At 72.6% G+C, this 15289-nt stretch carries 14 protein-coding genes and 1 riboswitch; of the genes, 6 read left to right on the top strand and 8 right to left on the bottom strand.

The features are described 5' to 3' along the window. Positions 1-4: 4 nt before the first annotated feature. From pknB to thiO, 4 genes are all read right to left on the bottom strand, one after another. A complete protein-coding gene (gene pknB, locus ACFRKB_RS03220; RefSeq protein WP_383102853.1) occupies positions 5-1924 on the bottom strand; it encodes a Stk1 family PASTA domain-containing Ser/Thr kinase in 1920 nt (639 codons plus the stop codon). Positions 1925-2341: 417 nt separating this feature from the next. Next, positions 2342-3136 (bottom strand): thiazole synthase, encoded by a 795-nt coding sequence (locus ACFRKB_RS03215; protein WP_383102852.1) that lies wholly within the window; start codon positions 3134-3136, stop codon positions 2342-2344. Between the two features lie 3 nt (positions 3137-3139). After that, a complete protein-coding gene (gene thiS / locus ACFRKB_RS03210) occupies positions 3140-3340 on the bottom strand; it encodes a sulfur carrier protein ThiS (RefSeq protein WP_383102850.1) in 201 nt (66 codons plus the stop codon). Continuing rightward, the gene (thiO, locus tag ACFRKB_RS03205; protein WP_383102848.1) at positions 3337-4542 is read right to left on the bottom strand and encodes a glycine oxidase ThiO; all 1206 of its coding nucleotides are present in this window, start codon (positions 4540-4542) and stop codon (positions 3337-3339) included. The genes thiS and thiO overlap by 4 nt, the downstream gene beginning before the upstream one ends. After that, positions 4534-4647, bottom strand: a riboswitch (TPP riboswitch). It overlaps the preceding gene by 9 nt. Positions 4648-4697: 50 nt before the next feature. Between thiO and ACFRKB_RS03200 the strand changes: the two genes are divergently transcribed. From ACFRKB_RS03200 to ACFRKB_RS03175, 6 genes are all read left to right on the top strand, one after another. Continuing rightward, complete coding sequence (locus ACFRKB_RS03200; RefSeq protein ID WP_383102846.1) at positions 4698-5069, top strand: hypothetical protein; 372 nt, start codon at positions 4698-4700, stop codon at positions 5067-5069. A 79-nt stretch (positions 5070-5148) separates the two neighbouring features. Then, a complete protein-coding gene (locus ACFRKB_RS03195; RefSeq protein ID WP_383103269.1) occupies positions 5149-6312 on the top strand; it encodes an NAD(P)/FAD-dependent oxidoreductase in 1164 nt (387 codons plus the stop codon). Positions 6313-6403: 91 nt separating this feature from the next. Next, a complete protein-coding gene (locus ACFRKB_RS03190) occupies positions 6404-6769 on the top strand; it encodes an Rv2175c family DNA-binding protein (protein ID WP_383102845.1) in 366 nt (121 codons plus the stop codon). 95 nt (positions 6770-6864) lie between these two features. Continuing rightward, the gene (thiE, locus tag ACFRKB_RS03185; RefSeq protein ID WP_383102843.1) at positions 6865-7530 is read left to right on the top strand and encodes a thiamine phosphate synthase; all 666 of its coding nucleotides are present in this window, start codon (positions 6865-6867) and stop codon (positions 7528-7530) included. A 137-nt stretch (positions 7531-7667) separates the two neighbouring features. Further along, a complete protein-coding gene (metF, locus tag ACFRKB_RS03180; protein ID WP_383102841.1) occupies positions 7668-8585 on the top strand; it encodes a methylenetetrahydrofolate reductase [NAD(P)H] in 918 nt (305 codons plus the stop codon). Positions 8586-8636: 51 nt separating this feature from the next. After that, complete coding sequence (locus ACFRKB_RS03175; RefSeq protein WP_383102839.1) at positions 8637-9593, top strand: hypothetical protein; 957 nt, start codon at positions 8637-8639, stop codon at positions 9591-9593. A gap of 86 nt (positions 9594-9679) precedes the next feature. Here ACFRKB_RS03175 and ACFRKB_RS03170 read toward each other — a convergent pair whose 3' ends face one another. From ACFRKB_RS03170 to ACFRKB_RS03155, 4 genes are all read right to left on the bottom strand, one after another. Next, positions 9680-11185, bottom strand: a complete 1506-nt coding sequence (locus ACFRKB_RS03170; protein ID WP_383102838.1) for a phytoene desaturase family protein — start codon at positions 11183-11185, stop codon at positions 9680-9682. Positions 11186-11594: 409 nt separating this feature from the next. Next, positions 11595-12203, bottom strand: coding sequence for a TetR/AcrR family transcriptional regulator (locus ACFRKB_RS03165; RefSeq protein WP_383102836.1), 609 nt, complete (start codon positions 12201-12203; stop codon positions 11595-11597). Between the two features lie 79 nt (positions 12204-12282). Beyond that, complete coding sequence (locus tag ACFRKB_RS03160) at positions 12283-14418, bottom strand: YhgE/Pip family protein (RefSeq protein ID WP_383102834.1); 2136 nt, start codon at positions 14416-14418, stop codon at positions 12283-12285. Beyond that, a complete protein-coding gene (locus tag ACFRKB_RS03155) occupies positions 14390-15208 on the bottom strand; it encodes an ATP-binding cassette domain-containing protein (RefSeq protein ID WP_383102832.1) in 819 nt (272 codons plus the stop codon). Before ACFRKB_RS03155 ends, ACFRKB_RS03160 begins: the two co-directional genes overlap by 29 nt. Positions 15209-15289 lie beyond the last annotated feature (81 nt).

The following is a 15289-nucleotide window of genomic DNA, read 5'->3' as shown; positions in this document are numbered from 1 at the left end:
GCTCCTAGAGCCCCTTGGTCGTGATGGTGATGGTGCTGCCCTCGGGGGCCTCCTGACCGCCCTCGACCGACTGCTTGTTCACGGTGTCCCCCAGGAACGGGAAGCCCCGGTCCACGGTGACCTCGAAGCCGGCGTCCTCCAGCAGCTGCCTGGCCTCGCCGGTCTTCTTGCCGGTCACATCGGGTACGGAGATCATCCGCGGCCCCTTGGAGACCGTCAGCGTGACCGTATCGCCCCGGGCCAGCCGGTCGCCCCCGGCCGCGGACTGCCGGGCGACCGACCCCGCGTCCTCGGGGGCGTTCACGCGCTCGGCCGCGACCTTGGCCTTCAGACCCTTGTCCGCCAGCTCCGCCGTGGCATCCCGCACGGACTGACCGGTCACATCCGGAACGTCGACCGGGCTGCCCTTGCTCACCACGAGCGCGACCCCGGAATCGGGCCGTACCTCGCTCCCGGACGCCGGGGTCGAACCGATCACGGTGCCCTGCGGGATGCTGTCGTTGAACTCCCGCGTGACGACCCCGGCCGCGAGTCCCGCCTTCTGCAGCGCCCGCCTGGCCTCGCCCAGCGGCATGCTCTCCAGATCCGGGACCTTGACGATCTCCGGGCCGCGCGAGATCACGACCGTCACCGAGCCGTTGCCGCGGATACGGGCGCGCGGTTCGGGGTCGCTGCCCATGACCGTGCCGCGGTCGAAGGAGTCGCTGAAGTCCCTGGTGACCTTCACCTCCAGCCCCGCGTCGGAGAGTCGCTTCCTGGCCTCCTGCTCGCTCTGGCCGAGCAGCGAGGGGACGCGCGTAAACTGCCCGGAGTTGATGTACCAGACGCCGGTACCGATACCGAGCACCAGCAGTACGGCGACCACCGCCGCGACGACGCCGCGACGGGGCATGGCCGGGCGGCCGCCCGACGGGCGGTCGGACGGAGGCGCCATGTCGAGCCGGCTGGTGCGGTTCTGCGCCTCGTCCTCCAACGGCTCGACCGGCCGGACGCGCGGAATCACCGCCGTACGGTTGTCGGCCCCGGCCCCTGCCTCCGGCTCGGGCCTGGCCCCCGGCGGTACGGCGTCCAGCTGCGCGTCCGTCAGCGCGGCCCGCGCCTCCCGGACCAGCGCGAGCAGCGCCACCGCGTCGGCGGGGCGCACTTCGGGGTTACGGGCGGTCGCCGCCGCGACCAGCTCGTCCAGCTCCACGGCGAGCCCGGGCACGGCGGCCGACGGCGCGGGCACGTCCTCGTTCAGATGCCGGTACAGCACCTGCGCGGGGGTCTCCCCGCCGTGCGGCTTCGCGCCGGTCAGCATCTCGTGGAGGACGACCCCGCAGGCGTACACATCGACGCGGGGGTCGGACGTGCCGTGCTCGATCTGCTCGGGAGCCAGATACGACACCGTGCCGAGGACGGTCCCGGTGGTGTTCGTGACATCGTCCACCGCCCGCACGAGTCCGAAGTCGGCGACCTTGACCCGGCCGTCGTCCCCTATCAGCACGTTCTCCGGCTTCATGTCCCGGTGCACGAACCCCGCGCGGTGCGCCGCCCCCAGCGCGGCGAGCACCGGCTCCAGAATGTCCAGCGCGGCCCGCGGCCGCAGCGCCCCGCGCTCCCGCACGACATCGCGCAGCGTGCACCCCGCGACGTACTCCATCGCCAGATAGACGTACGCGCCCTCGGCGCCCTGGTCGAAGACCGCGACGACATTGGGATGCGACAGCCGGGCCACGGACTTGGCCTCACGGATGAAGCGCTCCACGAAGGTGGCGTCGGCGGCGAGGGCGGGGTGCATCACCTTGAGCGCGAGGACCCGGTCGAGCCGGGTGTCGACGGCCCGGTAGACCGTGGCCATACCGCCGACGGCGATCCGCGCGTCTACGCGGTAGCGGCCGTCGAGCACGTGCCCGACGATGGGGTCCTTGAGGGTCGTATCCACGCGCCCGAGTCTACGAGTCGGCCGGGGGCCGTTGTCCGGGGTCCGGTTCGTTTCGGCTGGTGCCGGTGTTCGTGTGCTGGTCCGTGGGGTGCCGGGTGCGGTGCGCCGTCCGGCGGGGGCGTGGTGCGGGCTGTCGCTGGTGCCGGGGGCCGGGGGTGTAGGAGGTGCGTGTCCGGACACTAAAGCGTGATTTGTGGCGCGTGGACGCCCGTCTTCCGACTGTGGCCAGGTGCGCCGTACGGGGGTCCGGGGGTGTCCCCCGGGAAAGCACAGCATGCCGTCCGGACATGTACCTCCGGAGCCCCCGGCCCCCGGCCGACGACGCACGCACCCGTACCCCGCCGGACGGCGCACCGCCTCCGGCACCTGCCGTACGAAACCGCGACCGAAACGCACCCCGACCCGCCGCCCCCCGCTCTAGGGGAACGCCGGGCGTTCCGGGTCCAGCCACGCCACCCCCTCCGCCGGCGACGACGCCCGGGCGAACCGCCGCCGCGGCATCCGTCCCGCCCGCCACGCCAGCCGCCCCGCCGACACCGCGTACCGCATCGCCTCCGCCATCAGCACCGGCTCCCGCGCCCGCGTCACCGCCGACGCCAGCATCACCGCCGCGCACCCCAGCTCCATCGCCAGCGCCGCGTCCGACGCCGTACCCGCGCCCGCGTCCAGGATCACCGGCACCCCCGCCCGCTCCACGATCAGCTCGAAGTTGTGCGGGTTGCGGATACCGAGCCCGGAGCCGATCGGCGAGCCCAGGGGCATGATCGCGGCGCACCCCACGTCCTCCAGCTTCGCGGCGAGCACGGGATCGTCGTTGGTGTACGGCAGGACCGTGAAGCCGTCGTCGACCAGGGTCTCCGCCGCGTCCAGCAGCTCGACGGGGTCGGGCAGCAGCGTGCGCTCGTCGGCGACCACCTCCAGCTTGATCCAGTCCGTACCGAGCGCCTCGCGGGCGAGACGCGCCGTGAGCACCGCCTCGCCGGCGGTGAAGCAGCCCGCCGTGTTGGGCAGCGCGCGGATGCCGAGCGCGTCGAGTACGGACAGGACGGAGCCATGCACCGCGGGGTCGAGGCGGCGCATCGCGACCGTGGTGAGTTCGGTGCCGGAGGCGATCAGGGACCGTTCCAGTATGTCGAGGCTGGGCGCGCCGCCCGTGCCCATGATCAGCCGGGAGGCGAACGTGGTGGAGCCGATGGTCAGCGGATCGTCCATGGTTCAGCCCCCCTGGACCGCGGTGAGGATTTCGACGCGGTCGCCGTCGCTGAGCGGTGTGCCGGACCAGCGGGTGCGCGGGACCACCGTCTCGTTGACGGCCGCGGCGACCCCCGAGGGCGCGGCGGTGAGCGTGGCGACGACGGCGTCGAGGGTGGTGGCGGGGGCGAGCTCGCGGGGCTCGCCGTTCACGGAGATGTTCATGCGGTCTGCTCCTGACGGATGGGCGCGACGGCCGCGGGGCGCGAAGGGAAACGCGACGGGGAGAAGGCGCGGGCCTCCGGGGGCAGTTCACCGGTCGTCAGCACCGCGGCCATCACGTCGCCGGTGACGGGCGTGAGCAGCACCCCGTTGCGGTAGTGGCCGGTGGCCAGGGACAGTCCCGGCAGCGCGGTGGGCCCGAGCAGCGGCGCGTTGTCCGGTGAGCCGGGGCGCAGCCCGGCGAGGGTTTCGGTGAGCGGGAGTTCCGTGATGCCGGGGACGAGTTCGTGCGCGTCCCGCAGCAGTTCGTACACCCCGCCCGCCGTGACCGTGGTGTCCCAGCCGAGTTCCTCGCTGGTGGCGCCGACGATCAGGTCGCCGTTCTCGCGCGGCACCAGATAGACATGGCTGCCGCGCACGACGGCCCGTACCGTCCTGGAGAGGAACGGCGCGTACGTACGGGGCACGGTCAGCCGCAGGACCTGGCCCTTGACGGGCCGTACGGGCGGCAGGACATCGGCCGGCAGGCCGCCGAGCCGGCCGCTGAGGCTGCCGCCCGCCAGTACCACCTGGTCCGCGGTGAGCGCGCGGCCGTCGGCCAGGACGGCGCCCGTGGCCCGGTCGCGTACGACGGAGAGCCGGTCGGCGTGGGCGCGGTGGAAGACCACTCCGGCCCGTTCGCACGCGGTCAGCAGGGCCGCCGCCAGCCGGCGCGGATCGATCTGGTGGTCGTCGTCGACGCGCAGACCGCCGCGCACGCCTGGCGCGAGCATGGGCTCCAGGCGCCGGCACTCACGGCCCGTGAGCCACTGGGACGTCAGCCCCGAGCGCTGCTGGAAGGCGTGCAGTTCGCGCAACTGGGCGCGGTCGTCGGTGTCGAGGGCGACGGCGAGGGTGCCGCAGGTGCGATAGCCGGTGTCCTGCCCGCTCGCCGCCTCCAGTTCGGCGACGAAGCCGGGGTAGCGGGCGGCGGAGGCGAGGTTGAGGGCGAGCAACGTCTCCTCGCCGTAGTGGAGTTCGGTGACGGCGGCGAGCATCCCCGCCGCGACCCGCGCCGCGCCGCCGCCCGGATCGGGGTCGGCGACGGCGGTACGCAGCCCGCGCTGCGCGGCCCGCCAGGCGGTGACCAGGCCGATGATCCCGCCCCCGATGACGAGGACGTCGAAGCCCGTACCGGTTCCTTCATGGGGTGACTGCATGGGCATCCAGCCCCTCCCTTCGCCGGCATGACCCGGATCAGGTTCGTACGGTCGGAGGCCGCCTCAGCCTCCCTCTCAGCCCGGTGCGTCCGGACTCCCGCGAGGTAGTGTCGAAAGCCAGACTAACGCTCTGTCCCCCGCGCTGTAAGGGAGCGATCACCGTGGCCCGTTCACTGGACGGACTCGTCCTTTCGCCGGTCGCCGACCAGGCACCGGGGCAGGTGGGCACCAGCACCCGCTTCGTCTACCACGAGGAGGACGGTCTGATCCGCGCCGAGTACGAGGGCGGTGACGTGGTCCGCGGATATCTCGTCGGGACGCGCGAGGGCGACCGGCTGGACTTCCGGTACGTACAGCTGAAACGGGACGGCGCGACCTCGTCCGGGCACTGCGTCTCCACCGTGACCGACCTGCCCGACGGCCGGGTGCGGCTGGAGGAGACCTGGGAGTGGGAGTCCCAGGAGGGCAGCGGCACGAGCGTGGTGGAACAGGTCCCGGCCGACGTTCCGTCAGCTGTCCGGCCTCTAAGGTGATCGGGTGAGCGAGCAAGAGCAGGGACAGCGGGAGCCCGAACCGGCCGGGCAGCCGCGGGTGGTCGTCGTCGGCGCGGGCATGGCGGGGGTGCAGACCGCGGTGGCCCTGCGGGAGAGGGGCTTCGGCGGCCCCGTCACCGTGCTCGGCGCCGAGCCGCATCCGCCGTACGACCGGCCCCCGCTCTCCAAGGCGGTCCTGCTGGGTACGGCGGAGAGTTCGGCCTTCGACATCGACTTCGCGGCGTTGTGCGTCCGGCTCCGGCTCGGCCTGGACGTGACCGGACTGCGCCCCGGCGCACGGGAAGTGGACACCGCGCGCGGACCCGTCCCGTACGACGTGCTGGTCATCGCGACCGGCGCGGAGCCGATCACGCTGCCGGGCACCGAGTCGCTGCCCGGGATCCATCTGCTGCGCACGCTGGACGACGCGGAGCGGCTGCGTCCCGTGCTCGGCCGCCGGCAGCGGGTCGTGGTCGTCGGCGCCGGGTGGATCGGCGCGGAGTTCACCACGGCCGCCCGGGAGGCGGGCTGCGCCGTCACGGTCGTCGAGGCGGCCGGCCGGCCGCTCGCGGGCGCGCTGCCCGCCGAGGTCGCCGCGCCCATGACCGGCTGGTACGCGGAGTGCGGGGCCGACCTGCTGACGGACGCCCGGGTGGCCGGGGTCGAACCGGGCGCGGTGATCCTCGCGGACGGCCGCCGGCTGGCCGCCGACGCGGTGGTCGTGGGTATCGGCGCGCGGCCCGCGACGGGCTGGCTGGCCGGATCGGGGATCGAGCTGGGCCCGGACGGCGCCATCGTGGCGGACGAGCGGCTGCGGACCTCGCTGCCGGGGGTGTACGCGGTCGGTGACTGCGCCTCGTTCCCCTCGGCCCGTTACGGAGAGCGACTGCTCGTACATCACTGGGACAACGCGCTCCAGGGGCCGCGCACGGTCGCCGCGCAGGTGACCGGCGAGACCGACGAGGTCTACGATCCCGTGCCGTACTTCTGGTCCGAGCAGTTCGGCCGCTTCGTGCAGTACGCGGGCCATCACGCGGACGGCGACACCCTGGTGTGGCGCGGGGATCCGGCCGAGAGCGCCTGGTCGGTGGTGTGGCTGCGGGACGGGGCGCCGACCGCGCTGCTGGCCGTCGGCAGGCCCCGGGATCTGGCGCAGGGGCGCAAGCTGATCGAGGCGGGCGCGCGGCTGGACCCGGAGCGGACCGCGGACCCGTCCGTACCGCTGCGCAAGGCCGTGCTCTGATCCGGGCCGGGACCGCGGGGACGCCGGGGCGGGCTCCCGATTGGGGCTCCTCGGCTACCGTCTGTCAGTCCGGGATGGCACGCTTGTCCTTGTGACCGAGATTGACGCAAAGATCGATGCTCTCGTCCCCGCGTGGCTTCACCTGCCCGACATCGCGGAAATGCTCGATGTCGAGGTGACGCGTGTGCGGCAGCTGGTGAAGGAAGGCCAGCTGATCGCGGTGCGCCGCGGCGAGGACAGGACGCTCCAGGTGCCCGCCGCCTTCATCGACGGCAGCAAGGTGGTCAAGGGCCTCGCCGGCACCCTGACGCTCCTGAGGGACGACAGCTTCACCGTCGAAGAGATGCTTGAGTGGCTCTTCACCCCCGACCCCAGCCTGCCGGGCACGCCCGCGCAGGCGCTCAGTGAGAATCGCGGCACGGAGGTGAAGCGCCGGGCCCAGGCGCTCGCCGTCTGACATCACCATCCGCGGTGTGCGGCGGCCCCGTACGACCCTCCGGTCGTGCGCAGGCCGCCGTGCGCCGCCGACCCAACACCACGGGGGGACCTTCCATGTCCACGGCTTCCGAGTCCGCGGCTTCCGCGTCGCTGTCCGACGCCCGGCTCTATCTGTGCACGGACGCCCGTAAGCGGCAGGGGGATCTCCCCGAGTTCCTCGACGCCGTGCTCGCGTCGGGTGTGGACATCGTGCAGCTGCGCGACAAGGGCATGGAGGCGGCCGAGGAGCTGGACCATCTGCGGGTCTTCGCCGACGCCTGCCGTCGGCACGGCCGGCTGCTCGCCGTGAACGACCGCGCCGATGTGGCCCATGCCATCGGCTCCGACGTGCTGCATCTGGGACAGGGCGATCTGCCCGTCCCCGCCGCGCGCGCGATCCTCGGGGACGGGCCGCTGATCGGCCGTTCCACCCACGCCGAGGCCGAGGTGGACGTGGCGGTCGCCGAGCCCGGTGTGGACTACTTCTGTACGGGCCCCTGCTGGCCCACCCCCACCAAGCCGGGCCGGCACGCGCCGGGGCTCGGTCTGGTGCGGTACGCCGCGTCCCGTGCCACGGAGCGGCCGTGGTTCGCGATCGGCGGGATCGACGCGGGCAATCTCGACGAGGTGCTGGACGCCGGGGCGCGCAGGGTCGTGGTCGTGCGGGCGATCACCGAGGCCGACGACCCGGCGGCGGCGACCGCGGCCCTGGCGAAGCGTGTGCGCGACCGGGCCGTATGACGGCTGTGCGGCGTACAGATGACGGCCGTGCGGCGTACCGGAGTGCCCCGTACGGGAGCGCGGCCACTTAACCGGCAATCCGGGCAAAAGCCCCTCGTCCAGTTGGGAGACCGCCGCACCCTCGATAGCCTGCACATATGGCCCTAGGCACAGCTTCGACCAGATCGGATCACGCGCTGACCGTGCGTGATCTGCTCGCGACCGGCAAAACTTCGTTCTCGTTCGAGTTCTGGGCGCCTAAGACGGAGAAGGGCGAGCGGAACCTCTGGAACGCGCTGCGCCGGATCGAAGCGGTCGCCCCGAGCTTCGTCTCGGTGACCTATGGCGCGGGCGGTTCCACCCGGGCGGGCACGGTCAGGGCCACCGAGCGGATCGCCGCCGACACCACACTCACACCGGTCGCGCACCTCACGGCCGTCGGCCAGTCCGTCGCCGAACTGCGCAACATGGTCGGGCAGTACGCCGACGCCGGCATCCGCAACATCCTCGCCGTACGCGGCGATCCGCCCGGTGACCCCATGGGTGAGTGGATCAAGCACCCCGACGGTGTGCGCTACGCCGCCGAACTGGTCAGGCTGATCAAGGAGTCAGGGGACTTCTGCGTCGGAGTGGCGGCCTTCCCGGAGATGCATCCGCGCTCCACCGACTGGGACACCGACATCAGGCACTTCGTGGACAAGTGCCGCGCGGGCGCCGATTACGCGATCACGCAGATGTTCTTCGACCCCGAGGGCTATCTGCGGTTGCGCGACCAGGTCGCCGCGGCAGGTTGCGCGACGCCGATCATTCCGGAAATCATGCCGGTCACCAGTGTGAAGATGCTGGAGCGATTGCCGCAGCTCTCCACCGCGGTCTTCCCGGCCGAGCTGAAAGAGCGGATCCTCTCGGTCAAGGAGGATCCCGCCGCTGTACGCTCCATTGGCATCGAGTTCGCGACGGAGTTCTGTGCCGAGCTGCTCTCCGAGGGTGTCCCCGGCTTGCACTTCATCACGCTCAACAACTCCACGGCGACGCTCGAAATCTACGAGAATCTCGGACTGCACGAGCAGTCGTGACCGGTCGTACCCGCCCTGTCCCGGGGTGGTGGGCCCAGGAGAGGGGCGGGCATGGGCTGGACGGTCCTCTACATCGCATTCGGCATCGTGGCCCTGTGGCTGCTCGGTGAGGTGCTGCTCCAGTACAAGGCGCGGCTGCGCTGGCGACTGCTCGCCTTCACCGGGTTCATGGGCGTCGTCCTCGGCGTACTGATCCCCTCCATATTCGTCATCGCGCTGGGCGCGATCGCGTTCGCGGTCGGCCAGACGTATGTGACGCTGTCCTTCCGCCGCGGTTTCTCGACGGGCTGGGCGATAGGCGGCAGTCCGGGCGCGAGCCGTCGCCGCAAGGCCGGGCAGCAGCAGGCGGAGGAGCGCGAGCCCGCGCTCGAGGTCTCGGACCTGGAGTACGAGCCGGTGGCGTACGAACCGGCCGCGTACGAGCCGGAGCAGCCGCCCGCGCCGGCCACCGCGGTGTACGAGCCGGAGCCGCTGCCCGATGACACCGGGCAGTACGGGATATACGACGACGCGGCCCGTGCGGCACATCAGCCCCAGCAGCCTCATGGGGGCGCGGGCGCGACGGCCGGCGTCGGCGCGCATGAGTACGGCGGCGGATACGACGCGTATCCGGGGTACGGGCAGCAGCAGCCGGCGGGCCAGGAGGGCTACGTACCCCAGGACGCCTACCACTCCGGCCAGGACATGTATCGGGGCCAGGACGCCTACGCGCAGCAGTACGGCTACGACGCCGGCCAGCAGCAGTACGCCGCGTACAGCGATCCGTACGCCGGCTCGGCCAACGGCGGCCAGCAGTACGGCTCGTACGACAGCTTCGGCGGCCAGCAGCAGTACGCCGACCCGTACGGCGGCCAGCAGCAGTACGCGGGCGACACCCCGCCCGGCGGCGTCTGGGTCCCGCAGCAGCGCGAGCGCGACGGGGAGCAGTTTCCGCCGATGCCCCACGAAGAGCCGCGACGGCAGGGCTATCCGGACCCCGACTACAACGAGCAGCAGTACCGCTACTGATCGATGGCGGGATGGTGTGGCGGAACGTCAGAAGTCTTCGGCGGGGCGCCTGTTGACTGAGCGGGCGCGGTGGCGGTGGGCGTGGCTCACTGGGAGCCGCGGAAGTCCGCCCCCTCGACGATCAGTCCGGCGACCAGCGCCCCCGACATCCCGGAGTGGGCGAGCCCGCCGCCCGGATGCGCCCAGCCTCCCGCGCGGTACAGCCCGGACAACCGGGTCGAGTTCGCCGGAAGCAGCAGCCGGCCCCCGGCCCCGGCCAGTGCGGGCGCCGGTACGGAACCGCCCGCGGCCCCCGTCAGCGCCGCCGTATCGGCCGGGGTACGCACCTCGCGCCACATGAGCCGCTCCGCGATCTCCGGCACGGCCGCCCCGGCAGCCGCCACCAGCACCTCGGCGAACCGCTCGCGCAGCGCCGCGTCGGACCAGTCGACCTGGCCGTGCGCGGCCACTGTCGCGGTGAGCGTGACCGCCTCGTGGCCGTCGTCGGGGCGCGTCTCCGCGTCGTCGGGCCGTAGCACCGTGACCGTGGGCCGCGCGGCGGTCCGGCCCGCGAAGACCTCGGCCGCCTCGGCGCTTCCGTCGGGGGAGTGCACCACCGTCCGGTGCGCGGCGCCGGGTTCGCGGGCGCCGCGCAGCGCCAGCAGCACCGTGAACCGGCCGGGCGGCAGGGCGGCGACGGCCGCCGGCCGTACGTCACCGTCCGCGTCGAGCCGCCCTTCCACGAGAGGGCCGGGCGCGATCCCCGCCACCACGTGGTCGGCCTCCGCGACCGTACCGTCCGCGAGCTCGATGCCCGTCGCCGCGCCGTCCTTCTCCACGATCCGGGTGACCTCGGCGCCGAAGACGAACTCCACCCGGCGGGCCAGGCACCGTTCGTACACCGCGCGGGCCAACTCCCGCATGCCGCCCCCGACATACCAGCTGCCGAAGGTCTGCTCCAGATACGGCAGCAGGGCGGCGCTCGCCGGGGCGTGCCGCGGGTCGAGCCCGTACGACAGGGCGTAACCGTCCAACAGGGCCGCCAGCCGCGGGTCGGCCAGCTCCCAGGCGCCGATCTCCGCGACCGTCGTGGCCTGCCGGGCGCCGCGGAGCAGCCGTCGCTGCCGTACGGCCGGATACGGATCCCGGCCGAGCACCCGCCAGTCCGGCCACAGCGGCTCCTCCAGCAACGGACGGCGCGAGCGGTCCCAGGCGTCCCGGGCCCGGCCGAGGAACTCCCCCCAGCGCTCCCCGGCGCCCGCGCCCAGCGCCGCGTCCAGGGCGGAGACCACCCCGCCGCGCGACGCGTTGGGCAGCCGTACGTCGGTGCCGTCGGCGAAGACGTGCCGGCTCGCCGGATCCACCTGGCCGAGCCGGACGCGGCTCTCCAGGGGCTCCTTGCCGGTCTTGACGAACAGATCGCGGTAGACGGCAGGCAGATGCAGCAGACCGGGCCCGGTGTCGAAGACGAACCCGTCCCGCTCGAACCGGCCCACCGATCCGCCGTACGTCGCCGCGCGTTCGTACACCGTCACCCGCTGACCCGCCACCGCGAGCCGGGCGGCCGCCGCCATGGCGCCCATCCCGGCGCCGATCACCGCAATCCGTGCCATGGCAGCGATTTTAGGCGGGAGTACGCAGGACTGAGTACCGGTACCTAGTGGGGGAGATGAGTAGGCACGCGGATGGGCTCCGACCTGCTCGGACGGAAGAGTGGGGACCACGGAAGGGGCGCGGCGCCGGTACCGCCGACACGGGGTGGCGGAACGGCGCGGCTCCCCTGACGTAACGGGGGTGCAGACGGGGAGCCCAGCGACCACGGGGGATCACGGGGGATCACGGGGGAGCGGGCTCTCCGGCATCACGGGGGAACGGGGAACGGGGAACGGGGGTACGGGGGCAGGGGGGTACGGGGAATAACGGGGTACGGGGGAACGCGCCGGTCCGGTGAGGCTCAGAGGGATGGAGCCTCACCGGACCGGCGCACGTATGTCCGCGCTGTCCCCGCTGTACGGGCCGGTTTCAGCGTCCGCCGACCCGGCCGTGCAGCAGCCGCGAGAGCGCCGCGTGCACGTCGTCCATCGACCGCTCCGGCTGGAACGCCTGCCAGTCGAGCGCCGCCACGAGCACCATCCCGACCAGCGCCGCCGCCGTCAGCGGAACGTCGATCTCGTCGCTCAGCTCACCGCCCTCGACGGCCTCCCGGAGCACGCGCTCGACCACCGCGACGGCTTCCTGCCGTACCACCAGCAGCGTGGACTGCCAGGCCCGGTTGGTCCGCCACAGCTCGGCGACGTACAACTGCGTGAAGGCGGGATAGCGGTCGATGAAGACCAGACCGGCCCCGATCATCGCGTCCAGCGCCTCGATCCTGCTGCCGCCGCGCTCCGCCGTCGTGTCGGCCGCGGTACGCAGGGACGAGGCGAGCAGCCCGACGCCGTGCCGCAGCAGCTCTTCGAACAGCTCCGTCTTGCTCTTGAAGTTGTAGTAGACCGTGCCCTTGGCGACTCCGGCGCGCTCGGCGATCTCGTCCACCGTCGTCGCCGAGAAGCCCTGTTCGGCGATGAGGGTCACCGCGGCCTCGTAGAGCTTCTGCCGGGTGGCCTGACGGCGGGTGCTACTGCTGTCCATGGCGACGATTGTCACAGGTCCTTCGCTGCCACAGGTGCCTCGCTGCCACCGGTCCTCCGCTGTCACAGGTCCTCCGTGTTCACAGGCTCAGCTCGGGGTGGAGCCGGTCGAGCGTCCACACCTGCCTGCGCCGCGCGGACAGGGCGGTCAGCGCCAGCGCGCCCGCGGTGAAGGCGGCGAGCACGGCACAGGCCTGCCATACGGGGCCGAGTCCGCCGCCCGAGATGAGCCTGCGCAGCGCGTCGACCACGTAACTCATCGGCAGGAAGGGGTGGATGGCGCCGAAGAAGCCCGGACTGGTCTGGACGGGGTAGGTGCCGCCCGCCGAGGTCAGCTGGAGCATCAGCAGGGCCAGTACGAGGATCCGGCCCGCGGGTCCGAAGCGGGCGTTGAGCCACTGGACGATCGCGGTGAAACAGCAGGTGACCAGCGCCAGGAAGCCGACCGTTCCGGCGGCGCGCGCCATCTCCAGGCCGATGGCCCAGTGCAGTACGGAGATCAGCGCGCCGACCTGGAGCACTCCGATCGCCGCGACCGGCAGCCAGCCGGCGAGGGCGATCCGCCAGGCCGGGGCACCGGCGGCGAGCGCGCGCCGGTTCAGCGGCTGGATCAGCATGTACGCCACCATCGCGCCGACCCAGAGGGAGAGCGGGATGAAGTACGGGGCGAAGCCGGTGCCGTAGTTGGGCGCGGCGTGCAGCGAGCGTGAGGCGAGCTGGACGGGGTCGGCCATCACTTCCGTCCGCCGGTCCCGGTCGGTCTTGTCGTAGTCGGGGATCTTTCCGACGCCGTCGCTGAGCCCTCCGGCCAGCTCGGCCGACCCGTCGGCCAGCTTGAACAGCCCGCCGTCGAGGGTGTCCGCGCCGGTACTGAGCTTGCCGACACCGGTGTTGAGGGTGGCGGAGCCCTTCTTGGCGTCGGTCAGTCCGGTGTGCAGTCGGCCCGCCCCTTCGGCGACCTTCTGAGCACCGGTGTTGAGGGCGTTGATCTTCGTGACGGCGGTCTCCAGATCCTCGTCCAGCTTCGGCGCGTGCTCGGCGAGCGCCTTCGCCTGCTTCTGGAGCGTGGCGAGCCGGCCGTCCAGCGCCCTCAGATCGCCGTGGCTGTTCGTCACCAGGGTGTTGACGTCATCGGCGACGGCGGCCACGTCCGCGGCGGCGGTCCTGGCGCGCTTGAGGGACGGGCAGGCGCCGGTGTCCGGACCCGCGGAGGCGGTGCCGGCGTCGCCGCCGGCGGCGGGATCGGGGGCGGCGGGGACGTTCTCGCAGCGCTCCGCATAGAGGGAGTTCAGCTCGTCGGAGGCCAGGCGGGCCTTCGACGCGGCGCCGGGCGCGGCCTTCACGAGCAGCCCGAGGTCGTCCCGTATCGACCGGGAGGAGTCCGCCACGAGCCGCGCCGCGTCGCCGATCGTCTTCCCGTTGTCCTTGAGGTACGGACGGACGTTCCCGGCCATTGAGTTGATCTTGTCGGCGAGCGACTGGGTGCCGGCGGCGACCTGGTGGGCACCGGTGTCCAGATCACTGGCGCCGGTGCCGAGCCTCTTCAGTCCGCCGGCCAGTTCACCGCTGCCCTCCTTGGCGGTCTTCAGCCCGTCGACGAGGTCCTTCGAACCCTTCTGGGCCCTTCCGATACCGCCCTTGAGCTCGTCGGCGCCCTCGGCGGCCTTCGCGGTGGCGTCATGGATGTCCGAGAAGGAGATGAAGATCCGGTCGAGGAAGGAGCGGGAGGCGTTGGTCGAGGCGGCGGTCCGTACTTCGGAGAACACGGTCCTGGAGATCTGCCCGACGATGTAGTTGTTCGCGTCGTTCGTCCGCACCTGGAGCGCGCCTGTCTCGGGGGCGTCGCCGGAGCTGGAGGCGATCCGCTCGCTGAGATCGGCCGGCATGGTCAGGGAGAGGTAGTACGAACCGTCCTCCACGCCCTCGCGCGCCTCGGCCGCGCTCACCTCGTGCCAGGCGAAGACCTTGCTCTCGCGCAGGCCCCGGGTGATCTCGTCACCGGCCGCGATCGTGCGGCCCGCCGCGGTGGCGCCCTTGTCGTCGTTGACGAGCGCGACGGGGATCCGGTCGAGCCGTCCGTACGGATCCCAGAACGACCACAGATACAGCGCGCCGTACAGCAGCGGCAGCAGCAGGATCGCGACGAGCGCGGCGCGCGGCAGCTTCCCCCTGCCGAACCGCCTCAGCTCAAGCGCGGCCAGTTTCGGCGAGCGCATCGGCCGCCCCCTCCTCGTTCGTACGGATGACGGTGTCCCGGACGGCGGCGTCCGCGCCCTCGGGGGCCTGGCCGCACACGGCGAGCACGGTCGTGCCGGCCTTGGCGACCGACCCCAGCAGCCGCCAGGCCTCCGCGCGGTCGGCGTCGGAGAGCTTGAGGTCCAGATCGTCCACCGCGAGCAGCCGGGGCCGGCCGATCAGCGCGAGGGCGACCGAGAGGCGCAGCGCCTCCAGCCGCTCCAGATCGCGCACCGCTGTGCGCTCGCCCTTGGGCAGCGCGGACGTGTGGAGCCCGGCGGCCGTCAGCGCGGCGTCGATACGGTCCCGGGCCTCGGCCGTCCGCCGGGCGCGTGGCCGCAGCAGGGCGCGCGGCGATCCGCCGAACCGGCTTTGCAGCAGCGCGCGTTCGCGCAGATGCTCGGCGACGGTCAGCGCCGGATCGAGATCGCTGACGCCCGGGACGTGGCCGAGGCCGCTGATCCGGCGTACGCCCGCCATGGCGCGGGGCAGGGGCAGACCGGCGATCTCGGCGCGGCCCTCGGTGGGGCGCATGCGGCCGGTGAGCGCGAGCAGCAGACAGGTGCGCCCCGAGCCCGAGGGGCCCTCGATCACGATGACCGTGCCGGGCGCGGCGTCGACGTGGACATGGCGGAACGCCCAGCCACGCGCGCCCTTGAGCCCGAAGTCCTCGGCGACGACGGCCGCGCCGTGCGGACCGTCCCGTCGGCTGTCCGCGCGTTCCCCGCCGCCCTCGCGTTCGTCGCTGTCCGCGCGTTCCCGGCTGTCCACGGGCCGCCCCCACCTTTTGTACTGACTGGTCAGTTCAAAAGCTACTCCGAACCCACGTGCGAGGCAAAGTCGCAGGTCAGG

This window comes from Streptomyces scopuliridis, assembly GCF_042790125.1.
Classification (GTDB): Bacteria; Actinomycetota; Actinomycetes; order Streptomycetales; family Streptomycetaceae; genus Streptomyces; species Streptomyces scopuliridis_A.
This window is presented reverse-complemented; position numbering and strand designations above follow the sequence as displayed.

Excerpts from the sequence above, each read along its gene's own strand:
- ACFRKB_RS03215 (WP_383102852.1), bottom strand. The coding sequence starts at position 3,136 with ATGGACGATCCGCTGACCATCGGCTCCACCACGTTCGCCTCCCGGCTG.
- thiS (WP_383102850.1), bottom strand. The coding sequence starts at position 3,340 with ATGAACATCTCCGTGAACGGCGAGCCCCGCGAGCTCGCCCCCGCCACC.
- thiO (WP_383102848.1), bottom strand. The coding sequence starts at position 4,542 with ATGCCCATGCAGTCACCCCATGAAGGAACCGGTACGGGCTTCGACGTC.
- ACFRKB_RS03195 (WP_383103269.1), top strand. The coding sequence starts at position 5,149 with ATGGCGGGGGTGCAGACCGCGGTGGCCCTGCGGGAGAGGGGCTTCGGC.
- thiE (WP_383102843.1), top strand. The coding sequence starts at position 6,865 with ATGTCCACGGCTTCCGAGTCCGCGGCTTCCGCGTCGCTGTCCGACGCC.
- metF (WP_383102841.1), top strand. The coding sequence starts at position 7,668 with ATGGCCCTAGGCACAGCTTCGACCAGATCGGATCACGCGCTGACCGTG.
- ACFRKB_RS03175 (WP_383102839.1), top strand. The coding sequence starts at position 8,637 with ATGGGCTGGACGGTCCTCTACATCGCATTCGGCATCGTGGCCCTGTGG.
- ACFRKB_RS03170 (WP_383102838.1), bottom strand. The coding sequence starts at position 11,185 with ATGGCACGGATTGCGGTGATCGGCGCCGGGATGGGCGCCATGGCGGCG.
- ACFRKB_RS03165 (WP_383102836.1), bottom strand. The coding sequence starts at position 12,203 with ATGGACAGCAGTAGCACCCGCCGTCAGGCCACCCGGCAGAAGCTCTAC.
- ACFRKB_RS03160 (WP_383102834.1), bottom strand. The coding sequence starts at position 14,418 with ATGCGCTCGCCGAAACTGGCCGCGCTTGAGCTGAGGCGGTTCGGCAGG.